Below are 17352 nucleotides of genomic sequence, written 5' to 3' on the forward strand. Positions count from 1 at the left end.
ACCAACTGAGCTATTCCCGCCTTTCCTCCGAACCGCTTGATTTACTTAATTTATTTTGTAAACCTCATGTGCCGTTCGATGCGTTGCATTCTACTTATTTCACGAAATGAGTCAACACAATTATTTATAAAATCGGTTCGTTCGGTGATTTTTGCGTCATTTAGATCAGGTTTCACGCAAGTCACCCCATGCCGCGCTCAAATATTGAAACATTGACCAGAATGTTAAGATTGCTGCAGCGTATAATAAGATGAATCCACTAACTTCTAATTCAACATTAGGACGCCATAATAAAGCAACCAATGCAGCCATCTGTGCGGTTGTTTTGAATTTTCCCATCCAGGAAACTGCTACACTGCTGCGTTTTCCCAGTTCAGCCATCCATTCCCGAAGGGAAGAGATAATGATCTCTCGTGCAATCATTGTTGCTGTCGGTAAGGTTATCCACCAGGTGTGATAATATTCAGTTATCAATACCAATGCGGTAGCAACCATTACTTTATCTGCAACTGGATCGAGAAATGCACCAAAACGTGTTGTCTGTTTCCATAAGCGGGCAAGAAAACCATCAAACCAATCTGTCGCAGCAGCGATAATAAAGATGATGGCGCATAACATCGGTGCCCATTGGAAAGGCAGATAAAACGCCAAAACAAAAAACGGGATTAAGGCAATACGAAACAGGGTAAGCCATGTTGGAATATTTAATTGCATAATGCTTAGTAACTATCTGGCCATGTAAAGTTTATTAGTATGGTGCATCAATACTCTTAGTGTTTCAACGCATTATAGATTTTTTCTGCCAGTGAATAAGAGATAGAAGGCACTTTTGCGATCTCTTCTACACTTGCGTTGCGTAAGGGCTGTAATCCTCCCATATATTTTAACAGCATTTGTCGACGTTTTGGCCCAATTCCTTCTATAGATTCCAGTGTGCTGGTCTTTTTCATTTTTTCCCGACGTTGACGATGACCTGTTATAGCATGGTTATGAGATTCATCACGAATGTGTTGAATGACGTGTAATGCCGGAGAGTCAGGAGGAAGAGCTATGCCTTCGCTTTCTACTGTGAAAAATAGAGTTTCCAAACCTGCTTTACGGTCACTCCCTTTTGCTACACCAATCAGTTTGGGATGTTCTTTATCCCATTCGACATTTAATGAGCGAAAAACTTCTATTGCTTGCGTTAGCTGTCCTTTGCCGCCGTCTATAAAGATAATGTCAGGGATTTTGGCTGAATCAATTGCTTTGCTGTATCGACGACGCAAAACCTGATTCATTGCAGCATAGTCATCTCCTGCTGTTATTCCCGTTATGTTATAGCGACGATATTCAGAACGTACAGGGCCATTGCTATCGAATACAACACAGGATGCAACAGTTTGTTCACCCATAGTATGGCTAATGTCGAAGCACTCCATTCTGTGAATTTTTTCAATGCCTGCAAATTCAGCAAGTGCGGCCAGGCGTTGGTGAATTGTCGATTGCTGAGAAAGTTTACTGGTTAATGCTGTGGCTGCATTGGTGCGTGCCAGTTTGAGGTAGCGGGCTCTGTCACCTCTTGGGCGCGGTTGAATATGAACTTTTCTGCCGGATAAGGAAGAAAGGGAACTTTCCAGTAATTCTTTCTCCGGTAATGAGAAGTCCAACAAAATCTCTGTTGGTAATGTTCTGTTCTGGCTGCCCTGAAGGTAAAACTGACCAAGGAAAGTTTGTACTACTTCATCTAATTTAGTATCGATTGGGATTTTGGGATAGTAACTACGGCTACCCAAAATTTTGCCCTGACGAATGAATAAAACATGCACACATGCCATACCGGCGTCAAAAGCAACACTGATAGCATCCAGATCATCTTCTCCACCAGAGACGAACTGCCGTTCAGTAACTTGCCGGACAGCTTGAATCTGATCACGATAACGTGCTGCATCTTCAAAGTTAAGTTGTTTGCTTGCATCTTCCATTCTTTTAATCAGCTTGGTCAGTACCTGCTGGTCTTTGCCGGACAGAAACAGGCGGACGTATTCTACCTGCTGCTGATACTCTTCATCTGTCACAAATCCTTTGACACAAGGGGCAAGGCAGCGGCCAATCTGGTATTGCAGGCAGGGCCTGGAACGATTGTGGTATACGCTGTCTTCACATTGGCGAATGGGAAATAATTTTTGCAAAAGTGCTAATGTGTCACGTACTGCATGGGAATTTGGAAATGGCCCAAAATATTCCCCCTTAGCATGTTTGGCACCACGGTATATAGCCAGACGAGGGTGTATATCACCACTTAAGAAAATATACGGGTAAGACTTATCGTCCCGCAGTAATACATTGTAGCGAGGCTGATAAAGTTTGATGTAGTTGTGTTCAAGTAGAAGTGCTTCTGTCTCTGTATGGGTTATGGTGACATCGATTTGGGCGATATTTTTCACCAGCGATTCTGTTTTGCGGCTGCCCACTTGTGCACGAAAATAGCTGGATAGCCGCTTTTTCAGATCCTTGGCTTTACCGACATAAATCACCGTGCCAGTGGTATCATACATTCGATAGACACCTGGTTGACTGGTTACTGTTTTTAAAAATGCCTTTGAATCAAATTGCTCTGCCACGATTTACCACCCATCACTGTTATCATCCACTATGATTTATCATATTGGGTGCATCAAGCAAACCATAGCGTATTGCTATATGAGTTAATTCTACATCACCCTTGATATTCAATTTGTTAAACATCCTATAGCGGTAGCTGTTTACTGTTTTCGGACTGAGGTTGAGTAACGTCGATATCTCATTCACCTTTTTACCCTGAGTTATCATTGTCATAATTTGGAGCTCTCGCTCAGACAGTTCATCCAACGGGTTCTCTTTTTGCGGGGATAGCTGATCGAGTGCCATCCGTTGGGCAATATCAGGAGAGATATAGCGTTGCCCTGCATAAACTGTTCGGATAGCGTTGATCATATCCTGAGGCGTTGCTGCTTTACTCAAATATCCTCTGACTCCGGCCTGCATCACTTTTGTCGGCAGGGAGCTGTCTGTGTGGATAGTCAACATAATTACGCGGGTATCCGGTGAATAGCGAATGATTTTTTTCGCGGCTTCAAGGCCTCCTATTCCCGGCATTCCCATATCCATCATAACGACATCCGTGTTGTTTGACCTGCACCATTTAACGGCATCTTCTCCGCTACTGGCTTCTCCTATAACTTTAATTCCCCGTACGTCATCAAGTATGCCTTTCACGCCAATGCGAACTAGTTCGTGATCATCAACTAATAAAACATTAATCAAACAACTTCTCCACCAACGTAATACCTACTGAAAATAGTGACAAATTAAGAAAATCCCAATGGATGAACTGAATTTATCTTTATGATTTTTATAATATAATTCGACATAGAGTTACTCTGACGCTCAAATCAAATTAAATTGTTCTTGATAAAGACTATATTATACTGGGATTAGTGTAAAACAGAAATAAAATTGTTACATATCAATAGAGTAAATGTAAAAGCAATTATTTTTTATGAGACGTATTTGTTATAAAGCTTGTTTGTCCTGAAAAATGCAACGAGGGGAATTTCCCCTCATGCTAATGGTTATTTAAATAAGTTAAGAATATCTTGCTTAGTCAACATTGGTGTTTTTTCAACAAAGTTGTAATAGCCGGGTTTGCTGTCGACAAAGATCTGTTTAGATAATTTTCCTGAGTTACTATTTTCAAATAGCGCAACTGGGACGATATAAGTACCAGGTTGATGCAGATGGTAAAAGAGGTGAGTTCCACAGTTTTTACAGAAAGCCCGCTCTGCCCACTCTGAAGATGGATAGATTGAAACATTCTCATTACCCGCTATTTGCAAATCGTTTTTGCAATCTACAGCTAAAAACGGGCCTCCATTCCATTTCTGGCATGTTTCACAGTGGCAGGCATTGATATTTTCAATACTTTGGTTAGTTTTTATTTCTACTGCACCACACAAGCAATTGCCTTTATTCATTATTCTGCCTTATATATTTGAGATGATTATTTGAAATTTTATACAAATATGATTGGGGAAGAGCTATTTTGTTTTGTCGTAATTGTCACATTTATCACAATAATCTGCTGGTTAGGTGCGGCATAAAGTAAGAATGATGAATTATTTCTTTTTATCTTCGTCTTCATCATCAATATGCCAGCTATGTAATATACGATGAACAAATGGTGTAACCACCAATCCGACAGCAATGAAAAAGATCGCTTGTAGAAATAAGCCATAAACAGCCGCAAAATATTTTCCCAGTGTACTGGTTGGCTCAATATGTAGGCTTTGCGTTCCAATCATTGAAATAGAATTTAAAAGCGCATCAGGAATAGCATGGTTTTCAATCAGGAAAAAGCCTAATACTCCAGGAATAATACCGATTAAAAAAATGATAAGAGCATGAAGAAAGAAACGTAAGAGTCGTAAAAGAAAACGATCCAGACTGATTAATTTGTCAGTAAATTTCTCCATGCTGAGACCTCCACCAATAAATCTTTTATCTTTTCAATGATGATTATCTAAGTAAACTCGCCAGTAAAAATATTATAGACTGTTTAATATTATTTTTATTCTTTCATTGTTTAAATTTCCTTTTTCTGAAAGGAAAAATAGAAGAAGGGTTTATTTGTTTTCTCATCATTACAAAAATATAGATAATTTTCATGTGATTCGAAAAATAGCCTTGAGCCTCTTATAATATGCCTAATAAGCTTCAAGTTTCATCACGGCGGCAATAGAACAAAATCCCAGAAACATAGACTAATATGTGACCAGGAATTTGTTCTTTTATAGAGTATTAGTTAAGCACTTGACAGGAGTGTGTATGGCCGTCTGGATAATTTTAATTCAAGGATATTTGCTACAGCATCGATAACCGGGTCATTATTATCATCAATAAAGAAGTGGCTACCTTCAAAAATGATGACTTTTTTATCCTGCTCGAAAAAATCAAGCCAGGAATAAAGTTCTTGCTCTGCTACCAGAGCATCATTTGTTCCGCCGAATACCGTTAGAGGGCAAGCCAAAGATGCTGTACCGGAATAGTAATACTCTTCTGATATTTTAAAATCAGCCTTTATGGCAGGTAAAATCAGTGAAAGTAATTCATCATTATCAATAATCTCTTGATTAACACGCCCAAATTCCTGCAATGCAATAGTAAACTCTTTATCTTCTAGAGCACTTATTGGTTTTCGGATGGCGGAAACTTGCGGCCCTCTGCTACCTGAGGCGATAAATTCAATGGGTAACGGTAATGATTCTGCATCGATTTTTCTTAACAGTTCAAAAGCTATCCGGCTGCCTAAACTGTGTCCTAAAAAGATGTACGGTACATTCAATAGTGGCTTAATATTGACATATAAGTCTTCAATCAGGCTTTTCATATCGTCATAAGGCTTTTCCTTGAATCTTGCTCCCTTACCTGGTGGTTGAATAACTAAAAATTCTACGTTTGCTCTGATTTTTCTGGCAAAAGGAACAAAAGTTGAGCTACCGCCTCCGGCATAAGGAAAACAAAATATCCTGATTTCTGGATTAAAAACATGGTTTAGTTTAATAAAACAAGGGGAGTAGTCTTTGTTCACAATCGGATCCCATTATTATTTTTTTAGGTAGATTAAAATAAGCAGATTTGATTATTTCTGATTTCTCATTAGTAGAATGCTATCGTCCCTGGAGCATTCTATCCAATATTAAAATATAATTCTTTTTGGGATTTTTTATTATGGTAATAAGATTTTATGAAATGAGACAGAAAAGGTAGTTTTGGGATTATCCTATTGAATATATTATCTTTTATATTCTTGCTAACTGGGTTGCAATACCCCAGTTAACCACATTGATATGCTTTTTTGTAATATCAATCATTGAATAACTATAATTTTAGCGATGATAATTTTGGCGATGATATTGTGTTGTATCTTCCCGTAAATTACCTCCTTTTAGCTGCCATATCAGTGATTGTAGCGTACGGTCGTGTGTAAACAGGTATACCATTTTATCGCTGTTATTCGTCACTAAACTTTGTATATAACTGATGGCCCCTTGCGCTACTTCCAATGTCTGATTCTCCCTCAAGTATAACTATCGTTGGATTGCACAATCAAAAATAACCACTATATTTAATCAATGTGATTTTAAGCTGGAAATTTATATTCTCGCAAATAGTTAGTTAATGTTATCAAATAATCGATATTCATGTTACGACTCATACAGTACTGTGAAAAATAATTTTGATGCAATGTTATAGCAGTGATAACCGTGTAATTTTCCTGATTATGTTAATCATTCTATGGCAAGCGCCAGGTAACACTCAGTTCATTTGTCATTTTGATAGGAAAACATCATGAAGGTATTGATAGCAAAAAACGAAGTGGGTACAAGGCATTATAGCTACTATATCGAAAATGCAGTGCATCGCTTGGCAGATAAATTAATTGAACGGGACGTTGACGTTGTTATTGCAGACTCTTTTGATGACAGTTATACGATAATTGCAGCCAACGAGTCGTTTGATTGTTTAATGGTAAGTTGTGCATTGATGGATGATGACTTATTTCAGCAAATCCAAAAATTACTGAATAAACTGTTTGAGCGTCAAGAAAATGTACCGGTATTTCTATTAAGCGATCGGGAAAAAACGGTATTTTTATTGAATCATGAGATGTTGGAACAATTAGCCGAATTTGCCTGGATACTTGAAGATTCCTCAGATTTTATTGCCGGTAGGGCTATTGCAGCCATGCACCGTTATCGCCAACAATTATTACCGCCATTGATGTCAGCTTTGATGAATTACAGAAAAGTCTATGAATATTCCTGGGCAGCGCCAGGGCATCAGGGTGGTGTTGGGTTTAATAAAACACCTGTTGGTCGCATTTATCATGATTACTACGGAGAGAATCTTTTTCGTACGGATATGGGAATTGAGCGATCTTCACTGGGGTCGCTGTTGGATCACAGTGGGGCGTTTGGCGAGAGTGAAAAAAACGCTGCCAGAGTATTTGGTGCAGACCATTCTTATTCTGTTGTTGTCGGTACATCAGGCTCTAACCGTACGATAATGCAAGCCTGTATGACAGAAGATGACATCGTTATCATCGACCGTAATTGTCATAAATCCATTGAGCAGGGGCTTATTTTAACAGGGGCAAAGCCTGTCTATATGCTGCCGAGCCGTAACCGATATGGCATTATTGGCCCCATTTATCCGCAGGAAATGGAGACGAAGACACTCCAGAGAAAACTGAAACAGAGCCCACTAACCAAAGATAAAGTGAAGCAAAAACCCGTTTATTCCGTTGTGACGAATTGTACTTATGATGGTGTTTGTTATAACGCCAAACATGTACAAAACCTGCTGGATAAAAGTGTCGATAGAATACATTTCGATGAAGCATGGTATGGTTATGCCCGTTTTAATCCTATCTATCATGATCATTATGCCATGCGGGGTGATCCTAAAAAGCATAAAGGGCCAACTGTTTTTGCCACTCATTCATCTCATAAGTTATTGAATGCCCTTTCGCAAGCTTCTTTCATTCATGTACGTGATGGCCGCAATCCGATTGATTTTTCAAGATTTAATCAAGCTTATATGATGCATGCGACAACATCACCTTTGTATGCGATCTGTGCTTCAAATGACGTTGCTGTCTCAATGATGGATGGTAACAGTGGTTATTCTTTGACACAGGAAGTGATTGAGGAAGCGGTCGATTTTCGTCAGGCATTGGCGCACTTGTATCGGGATTTTGGTAAAAAGGGCGATTGGTTCTTTAAGCCCTGGAATCAGGAAAAAGTAACAGATCCTGCGACTGGTAAGAAAATTGCTTTTGCTGATGCCCCAAAAGAGTTACTGACCAAAGAACAAAGCTGCTGGACGATGGATCCGGGTGATAGTTGGCATGGGTTTGAGGATTTGCCCAATGACTGGAGTATGCTTGATCCTATCAAAGTCAGCATCCTGACACCGGGTATGGGAGATAATGGTAAGTTATTAAAACAGGGTGTACCAGCAGCGTTAGTGACGGCATGGTTAAGTCAACATGGTATTGTCCCGACGCGCACGACTGATTTTCAAATCATGTTCCTGTTCTCAATGGGAATTACCAAAGGGAAATGGGGGACTTTGCTGAATACCTTATTGTCTTTCAAACATCACTACGATGCGAATACACCTATGAGTAAAGTATTACCTGACTTGGTGAACGAACATCAAGAAGTGTATGGCAAGTTAGGAGTAAAAGATTTAGGCGATAAAATGTTCGCTTACTTATATAAGAATAATCCGGGTGAAAAACTGAATCAGGCTTATGCTGCGTTACCTGAAGTTGATATGACACCACGAACGGCTTATCAGGCGATTGTGACCAATAATGTGGAATTGGTGGCACTCGATAAACTTCCTCACCGCATTGCGGCGAACTCAATTATTCCTTATCCACCCGGCATTCCCATGTTGATGTCAGGGGAAAACTTCGGTGACAAAAACAGCCCGCAAATTGGTTACTTGCATGCGTTGCAAAAATGGGATCGTGAATTCCCTGGCTTTGAGCATGAAACAGAAGGAACGGAGATTATTGATGGTATTTATCATGTCATGTGTATTAAGCGTAAGGGAAAATAAACTATGGCTACGATTGCAGACACCAAAAAAGTGGGTTTAATCCCCGTTACGCTGATGGTAGCGGGGAACATCATGGGATCGGGAGTTTTCCTGCTACCGGCGAGCTTGGCAGCGACGGGAGGGATTGCTATCCTGGGATGGCTGGTAACCATCATTGGTGCGGTCGGGCTATCTATGGTATATGCCAAGATGTCTTCATTGGATGATAGCCCAGGTGGTTCTTATGCCTATGCCAGACGGGCTTTTGGGCCATTTTTAGGTTATCAGACCAACGTACTTTACTGGCTGGCCTGTTGGATTGGGAATATTGCTATGGTCGTGATTGGGGTAGGTTACATCAGTTATTTTTTCCCTATCCTAAAAGATCCAATCATTTCTACATTCACCTGTATAGCGATACTGTGGATTTTTGTGTTTTTGAATATTATCGGCCCGCATGTCATAACCAGAGTACAGGCCGTGGCTACAACACTCGCCCTGATCCCGATTGTCGCAGTTGCTGTATTTGGCTGGTTCTGGTTTAGTGGCTCAACCTACATGAATGCCTGGAATGTCAGTGGATTAGATACTATTAGTGCCATTCAAAGCACCTTAAACGTGACATTATGGTCTTTTATTGGTGTTGAAAGTGCCTCAGTTGCCGCGGGAGTCGTCAAAAATCCAAAGCGGAACGTGCCGATTGCGACTATCGGCGGTGTATTGATTGCTGCTGTGTGTTATGTGTTGTCCAGCAGTGTCATTATGGGGATGATCCCCAACGCAACATTAGTCGTTTCATCTTCTCCGTTTGGTGATGCGGCACGTCTGGCACTGGGCGATACTGCCGGTGCAATAGTCGCATTTTGTGCAGCAGCCGGATGTTTAGGATCATTAGGCGGTTGGACATTGCTTGCCGGGCAGACAGCAAAAGCTGCGGCAGATGATGGTTTATTCCCTAAAATTTTTGCCAAAGTGAACAAGGCCGGAACGCCTGTGGATGGATTATTAATTTTGGGTGTTTTGATGACGATTGTGCAGTTCAGTAGCATCTCTCCTGATGCGGCGAAAGAATTCAGCCTGGTTTCATCCGTATCAGTGATTTTTACCCTAATACCTTATTTGTACACTTGTGCGGCCTTGCTGCTGCTTGGTCATGGTCACTTTGGACAGGAAAAAACGCGTTATATTGTGATCACCTTCATTGCCTTTATTTATTGCATTTGGGCCGTATTGGGGACAGGTGCAAAAGAAGTAGTTTGGACGCTGGTGGTAATGATGGTTATAACAGCCATGTATACCTTTAACTACAACGCAAAGCATCCAGCTCCATTCCCGTTAGAAAAAAAAGATTAATGCGATCTTTATCTTATTATAATGCGCTGATATTCAGCGCTTTTTTATGTTAATTTTTGCGATTGAACCAATTTTTCAATACATCACAGATTAAAATTTGTGTACCAGACTTTTTTGATGTGCCGCCATAATCTCCCAATGTTTTTAATTTAAAACAAATTGTTATGCTTGTGATTTTGTCAGGTTAAACCCCTGTTTATTGGTTTGGATAAGCGCTAAGATGTTGAGTTGTTAGACAACTCACAGTAAGTTATTCTGGAGCTTAATATACTTGGAGAATCAGTTAATTTTAGGTAGTTAAATAATAGGAGCGTGCATATGTACAGAACTATTTTATTACCAGTAGATATCTCTGAAGATGAACTGACAAGCAAGGCTGTTCACTGCGCGCTTAACATTGCCAGAGAAACAGGTGCTAAGTTGCATATTTTACATGTATTACCTATTTCATCCGCGATTATTAATGCTTATGCATTAGGGTACATGGAAATTAAAGACAAAGCGACGATTAAGGCTGAAGAAGATTTGAGTAAGTTGGCTGCTTCCATTGATTTGCCGAATGATCGTATCAGTTATTCAATTGCTTTTGGCTCACCGAGAGACGAAATCACCTCTACAGCAGATGAAATCGAAGCTGATCTGATAGTGATTGGCTCAAGGCGGCCGAATATTACTACCCATTTATTAGGTTCTAACTCTGCGGCAGTTGTCAGATATGCGAAAACATCTGTATTGGTTGTGAGATAGTTATTCGCATTGATAATTATTATCGGTTTTTGTTGTGGTTTTATTGATGGTTAAAACGTAATGGTTAGCGGCTATACCCTATCTATTTCAATAGATTGCTGATAAAGCGTAATTTGAGAGACAATGGGTATATATTCGATTACAGGGGAGTAAATATGTATAAAATGATTTTAGTTCCAATAGATATTGCTGAAGATCATCTGACTGACAATGCGCTTAAGCATGCGGAATTTTTGGCAAAAATCTCTGATGCAAAAGTGCATCTTTTTCACTCAGTTCCTGATATTTCGAGATTTTCTGTAAGCTATAGCTATCATTATGATTTACTGAGCGCCTTTGCGAAAAAAGCCATTGCAAATTCCGAAGAGGAACTCAAAAAAGTGGTAGAAAAAATCAATTTGCCGAAGGATAGAGTTTCGTACTCTGTTGCCTTTGGTTCTCCACGTGACAAAGTGCTTTCTACTGCCCGTGAGATTGATGCCGACCTGATTGTCGTCGGTTCGCGAAGACCTGATATCTCAACCCACCTGCTGGGTTCGAATGCATCGGGTATCGTAGGGTATGCAAATATTTCTGTATTAGTCGTTCGCTAACCTAACCTATTTTGGTATTAGCGGATATTAAAATACTATATACCCAGCAGAATTTTTATCTGTTGGGTGATTACTCTAGTAATTTTCAAAGATCATCATCATTAACGGGGCTGTAACCACTATTTTCTTTTTTATGGAGGATATATTTTGTCTTATTCTAATATAGTGATAAATTCTTTAAAACGTATACTAGAAAATAATGATGTTAATAATTCAACCATTGAGGAATATTTTCCCAAGAATTATGTTCAAGTAGTAAATGGTAATGAACTTAATTTTAATGATTTTATTTCTCACATAAATTTATTAAAAGAAACTTTGATAAGTACGAAGGTCAATATTTTATCCATTGCGGAAAAAGAAAATAATGTCCATACACACCATATAGTAAAAGCAATAAAAAAGGATGGTGAATATGTTGAATTTGAAGTATTTGCCAGATTCTTGATTAACGAAAGTAAAATAATACGTTGCTATGAGTTAAACAGAAAAATTAGCGGCAGTGAACAGGATGATGATTTAGGATCTAGGAAATAGTGTTATTTATTATACTCTCAATGATCCATGGCATATATAACATTCTCATGTGGTATTCAATGGCTAACAGTAACTGATATGGTTTTAAACTGATTGAGTGGTTCGCAGGTTCTGGTAGATTATTTTAATTGAAATACCTTATTGTAGGCATAGCAATGATAACAGAAGAGTTTCTTTGCTATGCCTTTTGACACTTTATGATTTGTGGCAATAGATAATAAATATCAATTTTATCCATGCCTTACCGCTAAAATCTTAATACTATATTATAACAGATAACCATTTGATATATAAGAAAAAATATGCTTATAATTAATTAACTTCAAACAATTATTTTTCATAACTATCTGTATCAATCATACTTTTCCAGTAATGGCTATACGTTTTTTCTTGAGTAGATGGGTCAATTGTATAATATTCAAAATAAATAACACCTGGAGCACCATTGTTAGGATCAGATTTAATCTCATTAAATTCGGGATATTTAAACTTTACAATGATAGAGGAAGTTTTTCCTTTTATTTTATCAGGTTCATTAGAAACTATGAATTTTAATGTTTGATTAAAATTTTTATTGTTCGATTTAACATATAATCTTAAATAAACATTTTCCCCCCAAATAGGATAAGAAGGATCATTATCGTCATTAGTCCCCAAAATTTTTACATACAATTCATATCCACTGACAGGATAGTTAGATATCTTCTCTAAATTCACGTTTTCATTATTTAGAATGATATATTGCTCTGAATTTTCAAGTTTGGGATCATTATTAATATCCGCAAAACTTGAAAATATAGTAGGTATATTGTACGTCCTCTTCACATCCTTATTAGGCGCATTAATTTCATTACCTATATATCTGACAGTTCTCTTACCAGAATACTGACTTATTCCATTCATAGGAGCAATCACATAGTAAAATTCTGAATTTTTTTTAAATGGAAAAATATCTCTTGGCATTCTAAAAATGTAATTATTTTCACCTGGATTAGAAGCATCGGAAATTTTTTTTACAGGTAAAACTAACCCTTCAGGATCTAATGAACCATCCGGTTTGCTCTTAGTAAAGAATAACACACTATCTGTTATTGATGAATTAGTATAAGAGCTGATTTGAACCTCAAATAATTTCCTGCCATTTCCGCTTAATACTTCTCCAGAAAGTTCAAAAATATATGGTTCATCGAGTAAATATTCTTCTTTTATAGGTGAAGATGTAATGATATATATATTACCAGAATAATATTGATATCCAACTCCTTCCATTTTACTGATAAGCTCCAAAATAACAGGCTTGTTTCGCATTGCATAAACTCTAAACCTAATTCTTCCCTCGTTATCACTAGTAACTGTTACCTCAATTTTATCATCATGAATAAATGGTATTATACGTTGAGGTATCTGTGTTGAGTCTCTAGGATCAGTAGTAATAATGACTTTTTTTTCTATATGATCTTTAATTTCAGAAAAAATCTGAATAGGGGTATTTCTCAATAACTGACCACGAGTATCAAATAATCTGGTATAATATTTAACATAATGATCACTATTATTAGACAATTGATTATGCCCACTTGGTGTTATACATATTTTTTTGTCTTTATACAATTGGATAGTATGTTTAATTAAATTCTTTGCATAATATTTTACTACTCTTTCAATGCCTGAAAGAGTAAAGGAAATTTCATCACCTGGACTTAATAAGTCAATACCTCCAACAATACAATAAGCTACCATTTTGGCTGATTTTTTATCTTTTGACAAACTAAAACTACGAATATTTTCTATATGTTCAAATCCTTTCTGATTTTCTATTTCTATATTTAATGAGTCTGGAATTTTATTCTTTGAACTAATTAAAATTTCAAGGTAAAATTTCTGACCAATAACAACATCAGCTCCATTTTTTACAGATAAAATTAAATCAATACTATCATCAAATATTAATTTTTCTGCTTTAAACATATTTCACCTCATATAAATCATATATAAATCGCCTTTATGAAATATAATTTTTATATTAAAGTTAATAATGATAAATCATGACCTATCCATAAAGGATATTTCACTAATAAAAACCATTCTACCATATACCAGACCAAGTTTTTTCATCTGGACAATTATCATTATCTGGATGAGCATCTCCTCCAGGAAGGATTGTATTAATTTGTGATTCCCATATTTTCCCGTAGTAAATATCTCCATAATAATTGACTTTATAATCTAAATAAATTTGTCCACTAAAGATATGTCCAACATATTTAAAGGGAATGCCGAAAGTTATTTTATTATCACCATAAATTCCTTTTTGAAGTTCCATTATTTTTTTTGCCGACTGATAATTTTGTGAAATTTGATACCTAACCGAGTTAATATATAAATATAATGTTACTTCAGCACCTACTGGAACTTTTGTTTTATCTGTAGGATCATTTGTTCCTTCTATCTGAACGAACAATCCCTCATGATGTTCATTATTACAACGATTTTTCACATCAACTTCATGTATCCTACTATTTATACTATTTACAAGAAGATTAGCACTAGAAACACCATAACTATTGTAAACTTTACATGCACTATATGTTCTTTCCAAATCGTCTAATGGTTTATTTTTTCCTCCCCCTCTATAATATATGGTTAATTCATCTGAAGATCTAGAATTACCTAAATGATCAACAATAGTGTAAAAAAAACTAACTTTTTTATTAACAGGGAAAATATTATATGGCAATGACTTATAACTATTACCTAAATCATCTAGGTTATCTACGGAAATTGATTGATAAGTGTATGTATTATCAACAAAAAACAGAATGGTATCATGAACTTTAGCGTCAAAATAAGAAGGAATGAGCATATTAAAATAACTTGTTTCAGGATCCCCTTGAAAATATTCGCCATTTCCTTCAATATCAATAGGTGGAAGCTCATGATCTACTTTATTATTATCAATTATAAATATCTTGTTTTTTGATATCACGTGTCCCGTTAACCCTGATACACAAGATTCAACTTGAAACACTAATGATGTTAATTTTTTAGGGTAAATATAAAAAATCAATTTCCCGTTATCATCTGAGTCAATAAAGAAACCGCGAGACTTAGTGTCAATATTTTGTATTTTCAAAGGAGTTTTTTTATCAGCAGCATAAAGGTTAACATCATCAAAATTAGTATATTTTGTTTCTAAAATAGCAACAGAAATATTAGGTAATGTGATACCTTCCTTATCTCTAATCAATGCTATTGCTCTAATATATTTACTTTCTGATAATGAATTATCTCTATCTGGCACTTGCATAAATTCCTTTTCAAAAAACATCGATATCGTGTTTTCATCTATTGATATATTTCTTTTCATTTTATAGCCTCTCTTAATATCAATATTAGTTTAACTACTTGATAAGAAGTCTCAATTATAATGAATTAAAAATCATATTGTAATATAGAGTAATAAAATATGAATAACTATATTTTATTAAATTATCTTGTAGGTATAAAAATTAACCGATTATATTTATGGATATCTAGATGTGTATTAATTTATGTCTATTACAAGGAAATGATTTAATATATTCATAATACATTAAACATATTCAAATTCAACTTAAATTAACCACATGTAAAAAATAAACCATTATTTCCTTGTAATGAGTTTGCTCTGAACTTCATCACTGATAGTCGTCTGTTAATTTCGCTGTTCTGTCGGCAAAGGAGGGCAACCATCATTATCATCTTCTGCTTGTTCTGGATATACTGTATCAATATTAGCTCGCCACACTTTACTGTATGTCTTAGTACCAGAAGCATCTTCAGTATAATAATCAAAATATAGTGAACCCGTTCCTCCCAAATGAGGCCCTGCTACACGGTTGAGATCGCAATAAGGTATAGAAACCATAATGTGTGATGTCGGTTGCCCTTGATCAACTTGAGATGGTAACGTAAAAGGATATTTTTGCTGATTTTTCCGGGAAGTAGGTGAAGTAATATACAAATTAACATGCCCTGATGATCCAAGTTTTGGTAATTTAGTATTATTTGAATCATTGGTTCCGAATACGGTCACATATAAACCGGTTACACCCTCTCCACTCCCATCACCAATATATTGTTTTTGTTGGTTGATGGTAGTTATTATGATGTCATCCCCATCAACTAATTCATCTGCGTTATCAGTATAGACATTAATATTAGCATTCGCGTAACTGGAAAAAACTTTTGCCTCATCGTAAACTCGGGAAATATTTTCAAGCGGAGAAGATTCCGAGTTTCCAACATAAGTTAAACCCGCCATATCAGAATACTGTAGTTCACCTTTCATTGGTGCAATAACATAATATATAGACTCGTCTCGATTAAGCATTAAATCATCATAAGGGAATGAAAAACGATAACTATCCAGATTAGTTATGCTCTTAAGTTTACGTATTTTACCTAACTGTTTAACTTGATGTGTCTCCATGTCTTTAATAAAGAAGATAATATTATCAGTATCTTGGTAGTTAGGATAGGATTGAATCTCAACATGAAATTTGTTTGAACCTCCTAAATCTTGTGTAAGCACTCCACCTTCACCGGCTTCTAAGATATTAGGATAAGCCATTGTTGGCAGATAGCGAGTTAAATTGACAACATAAATAGTACTTGCAGTTCGGGGTGAAATAGGACCTACAACTTCGGCATCTAAATCAAGCCGTACTGGTTGATGCTGTTTAGGGTATACCCGAAAACTAATTTTTCCTTTGTCATCGCTTTTAATGTAAAAAGCCCCTTTACCATAAATCATTTGGGGTGTGATAAGTTTAGGGGCCTGTTCGTCTGTGGCAAGGGAAACTCGTCCTAATCTTTCTAAAGTATCCGTTGATACCAAAATTTCCAGATTTTTGATTGCTGCACCCTTTATATCGTTGAGTGTGGTTGAAAGTGTAATATATTGACTCCTGGCAGAACTAATACTGTTTTCCTGAACTGGAGTCGGAATATATTTTTCTTCGGGGCTAAATTCAATAAAGCGACCATTCAGTTGTTTAACATTATAACTAACTGATTGTGGCTGAGCTTCGGGCAAAGCAACACCAACTGCGATAGGTGCTATTGTATAAGTAGCAGTCTTTTCTTGTGTTAAGCTCTCATCAATTTGTAGTTTAACTGTCACACTGCCAGAATATTGATCTATAGTATTCCACTTAGATTGATCAATTAACGATACAGTATGATTAGTATCTTCTATAATCTTTACATTGATTGTATCAGGAAGTACAGAAGCCGATGTTAACGTTATAGTCACAGAAAGGAATTGCCCAGGAAGCACATCTGAACCACTAGCTATTGATGGAACGATAACCAGATCAGGTTTCTTCTTTTGTAATAATTCATTTTCAATATTCATATATAACTCCAATAAATTATATTTATGCTAATATTATTTTTTGTATGTGTTTTATATAAAACCCTATAGTTAACATAGACAAACTATAATAGT

14 protein-coding genes are annotated in these 17352 nt (G+C 36.6%); 5 read left to right on the forward strand and 9 right to left on the reverse strand.

Going from position 1 to position 17352, the window contains the following annotated elements:
- Positions 1–165: 165 nt before the first annotated feature.
- From pgsA to AAC147_RS18225, 6 genes are all read right to left on the reverse strand, one after another.
- Positions 166–714, reverse strand: a complete 549-nt coding sequence (pgsA, locus tag AAC147_RS18200; RefSeq protein WP_047683519.1) for a CDP-diacylglycerol--glycerol-3-phosphate 3-phosphatidyltransferase — start codon at positions 712–714, stop codon at positions 166–168.
- A gap of 56 nt (positions 715–770) precedes the next feature.
- Positions 771–2603, reverse strand: coding sequence for an excinuclease ABC subunit UvrC (gene uvrC / locus AAC147_RS18205; RefSeq protein ID WP_047683521.1), 1833 nt, complete (start codon positions 2601–2603; stop codon positions 771–773).
- A gap of 22 nt (positions 2604–2625) precedes the next feature.
- Positions 2626–3285, reverse strand: coding sequence for a UvrY/SirA/GacA family response regulator transcription factor (gene uvrY / locus AAC147_RS18210; protein WP_047683523.1), 660 nt, complete (start codon positions 3283–3285; stop codon positions 2626–2628).
- A 308-nt stretch (positions 3286–3593) separates the two neighbouring features.
- The gene (locus AAC147_RS18215; RefSeq protein ID WP_047683525.1) at positions 3594–3995 is read right to left on the reverse strand and encodes a GFA family protein; all 402 of its coding nucleotides are present in this window, start codon (positions 3993–3995) and stop codon (positions 3594–3596) included.
- Between the two features lie 141 nt (positions 3996–4136).
- On the reverse strand, positions 4137–4493 hold the full coding sequence (locus tag AAC147_RS18220) for a hypothetical protein (RefSeq protein ID WP_047683527.1): 357 nt from the start codon (positions 4491–4493) through the stop codon (positions 4137–4139).
- Positions 4494–4822: 329 nt separating this feature from the next.
- Entirely contained in the window at positions 4823–5608 is a 786-nt protein-coding gene (locus AAC147_RS18225; protein ID WP_052189636.1) for a thioesterase II family protein, read from the reverse strand.
- Between the two features lie 761 nt (positions 5609–6369).
- Between AAC147_RS18225 and adiA the strand changes: the two genes are divergently transcribed.
- The 5 genes from adiA to AAC147_RS18250 all read left to right on the forward strand — a co-directional run bounded on the left by adiA (position 6370) and on the right by AAC147_RS18250 (position 11861).
- On the forward strand, positions 6370–8652 hold the full coding sequence (gene adiA, locus AAC147_RS18230; RefSeq protein ID WP_047683530.1) for an arginine decarboxylase: 2283 nt from the start codon (positions 6370–6372) through the stop codon (positions 8650–8652).
- A gap of 3 nt (positions 8653–8655) precedes the next feature.
- Positions 8656–9984, forward strand: a complete 1329-nt coding sequence (gene adiC / locus AAC147_RS18235; protein ID WP_047683533.1) for an arginine/agmatine antiporter — start codon at positions 8656–8658, stop codon at positions 9982–9984.
- A gap of 318 nt (positions 9985–10302) precedes the next feature.
- Positions 10303–10731 (forward strand): universal stress protein, encoded by a 429-nt coding sequence (locus AAC147_RS18240; RefSeq protein WP_047683536.1) that lies wholly within the window; start codon positions 10303–10305, stop codon positions 10729–10731.
- A 155-nt stretch (positions 10732–10886) separates the two neighbouring features.
- Positions 10887–11324: a universal stress protein gene (locus AAC147_RS18245; protein WP_047683539.1), complete on the forward strand. Its 438-nt coding sequence runs from the start codon at positions 10887–10889 to the stop codon at positions 11322–11324.
- A 147-nt stretch (positions 11325–11471) separates the two neighbouring features.
- Entirely contained in the window at positions 11472–11861 is a 390-nt protein-coding gene (locus AAC147_RS18250) for a hypothetical protein (RefSeq protein ID WP_047683542.1), read from the forward strand.
- Between the two features lie 330 nt (positions 11862–12191).
- On the opposite strand, the gene AAC147_RS18255 is transcribed toward AAC147_RS18250, so the two are convergent.
- The 3 genes from AAC147_RS18255 to AAC147_RS18265 all read right to left on the reverse strand — a co-directional run bounded on the left by AAC147_RS18255 (position 12192) and on the right by AAC147_RS18265 (position 17259).
- Positions 12192–13829: a hypothetical protein gene (locus AAC147_RS18255; RefSeq protein ID WP_047683545.1), complete on the reverse strand. Its 1638-nt coding sequence runs from the start codon at positions 13827–13829 to the stop codon at positions 12192–12194.
- Positions 13830–13947: 118 nt separating this feature from the next.
- Positions 13948–15228, reverse strand: a complete 1281-nt coding sequence (locus AAC147_RS18260; RefSeq protein WP_156115389.1) for a hypothetical protein — start codon at positions 15226–15228, stop codon at positions 13948–13950.
- A gap of 327 nt (positions 15229–15555) precedes the next feature.
- A complete protein-coding gene (locus tag AAC147_RS18265; protein WP_047683550.1) occupies positions 15556–17259 on the reverse strand; it encodes a hypothetical protein in 1704 nt (567 codons plus the stop codon).
- Positions 17260–17352: the final 93 nt, after the last annotated feature.

It is taken from the genome of Xenorhabdus sp. NBAII XenSa04, assembly GCF_963866145.1.
Classification (GTDB): Bacteria; Pseudomonadota; Gammaproteobacteria; order Enterobacterales; family Enterobacteriaceae; genus Xenorhabdus; species Xenorhabdus indica.

Coding starts and splice junctions, on each gene's coding strand:
- pgsA (WP_047683519.1), bottom strand. CDS start 714: ATGCAATTAAATATTCCAACATGGCTTACCCTGTTTCGTATTGCCTTA.
- AAC147_RS18215 (WP_047683525.1), bottom strand. CDS start 3,995: ATGAATAAAGGCAATTGCTTGTGTGGTGCAGTAGAAATAAAAACTAAC.
- AAC147_RS18220 (WP_047683527.1), bottom strand. CDS start 4,493: ATGGAGAAATTTACTGACAAATTAATCAGTCTGGATCGTTTTCTTTTA.
- adiA (WP_047683530.1), top strand. CDS start 6,370: ATGAAGGTATTGATAGCAAAAAACGAAGTGGGTACAAGGCATTATAGC.
- adiC (WP_047683533.1), top strand. CDS start 8,656: ATGGCTACGATTGCAGACACCAAAAAAGTGGGTTTAATCCCCGTTACG.
- AAC147_RS18240 (WP_047683536.1), top strand. CDS start 10,303: ATGTACAGAACTATTTTATTACCAGTAGATATCTCTGAAGATGAACTG.
- AAC147_RS18245 (WP_047683539.1), top strand. CDS start 10,887: ATGTATAAAATGATTTTAGTTCCAATAGATATTGCTGAAGATCATCTG.
- AAC147_RS18255 (WP_047683545.1), bottom strand. CDS start 13,829: ATGTTTAAAGCAGAAAAATTAATATTTGATGATAGTATTGATTTAATT.
- AAC147_RS18260 (WP_156115389.1), bottom strand. CDS start 15,228: ATGAAAAGAAATATATCAATAGATGAAAACACGATATCGATGTTTTTT.
- AAC147_RS18265 (WP_047683550.1), bottom strand. CDS start 17,259: ATGAATATTGAAAATGAATTATTACAAAAGAAGAAACCTGATCTGGTT.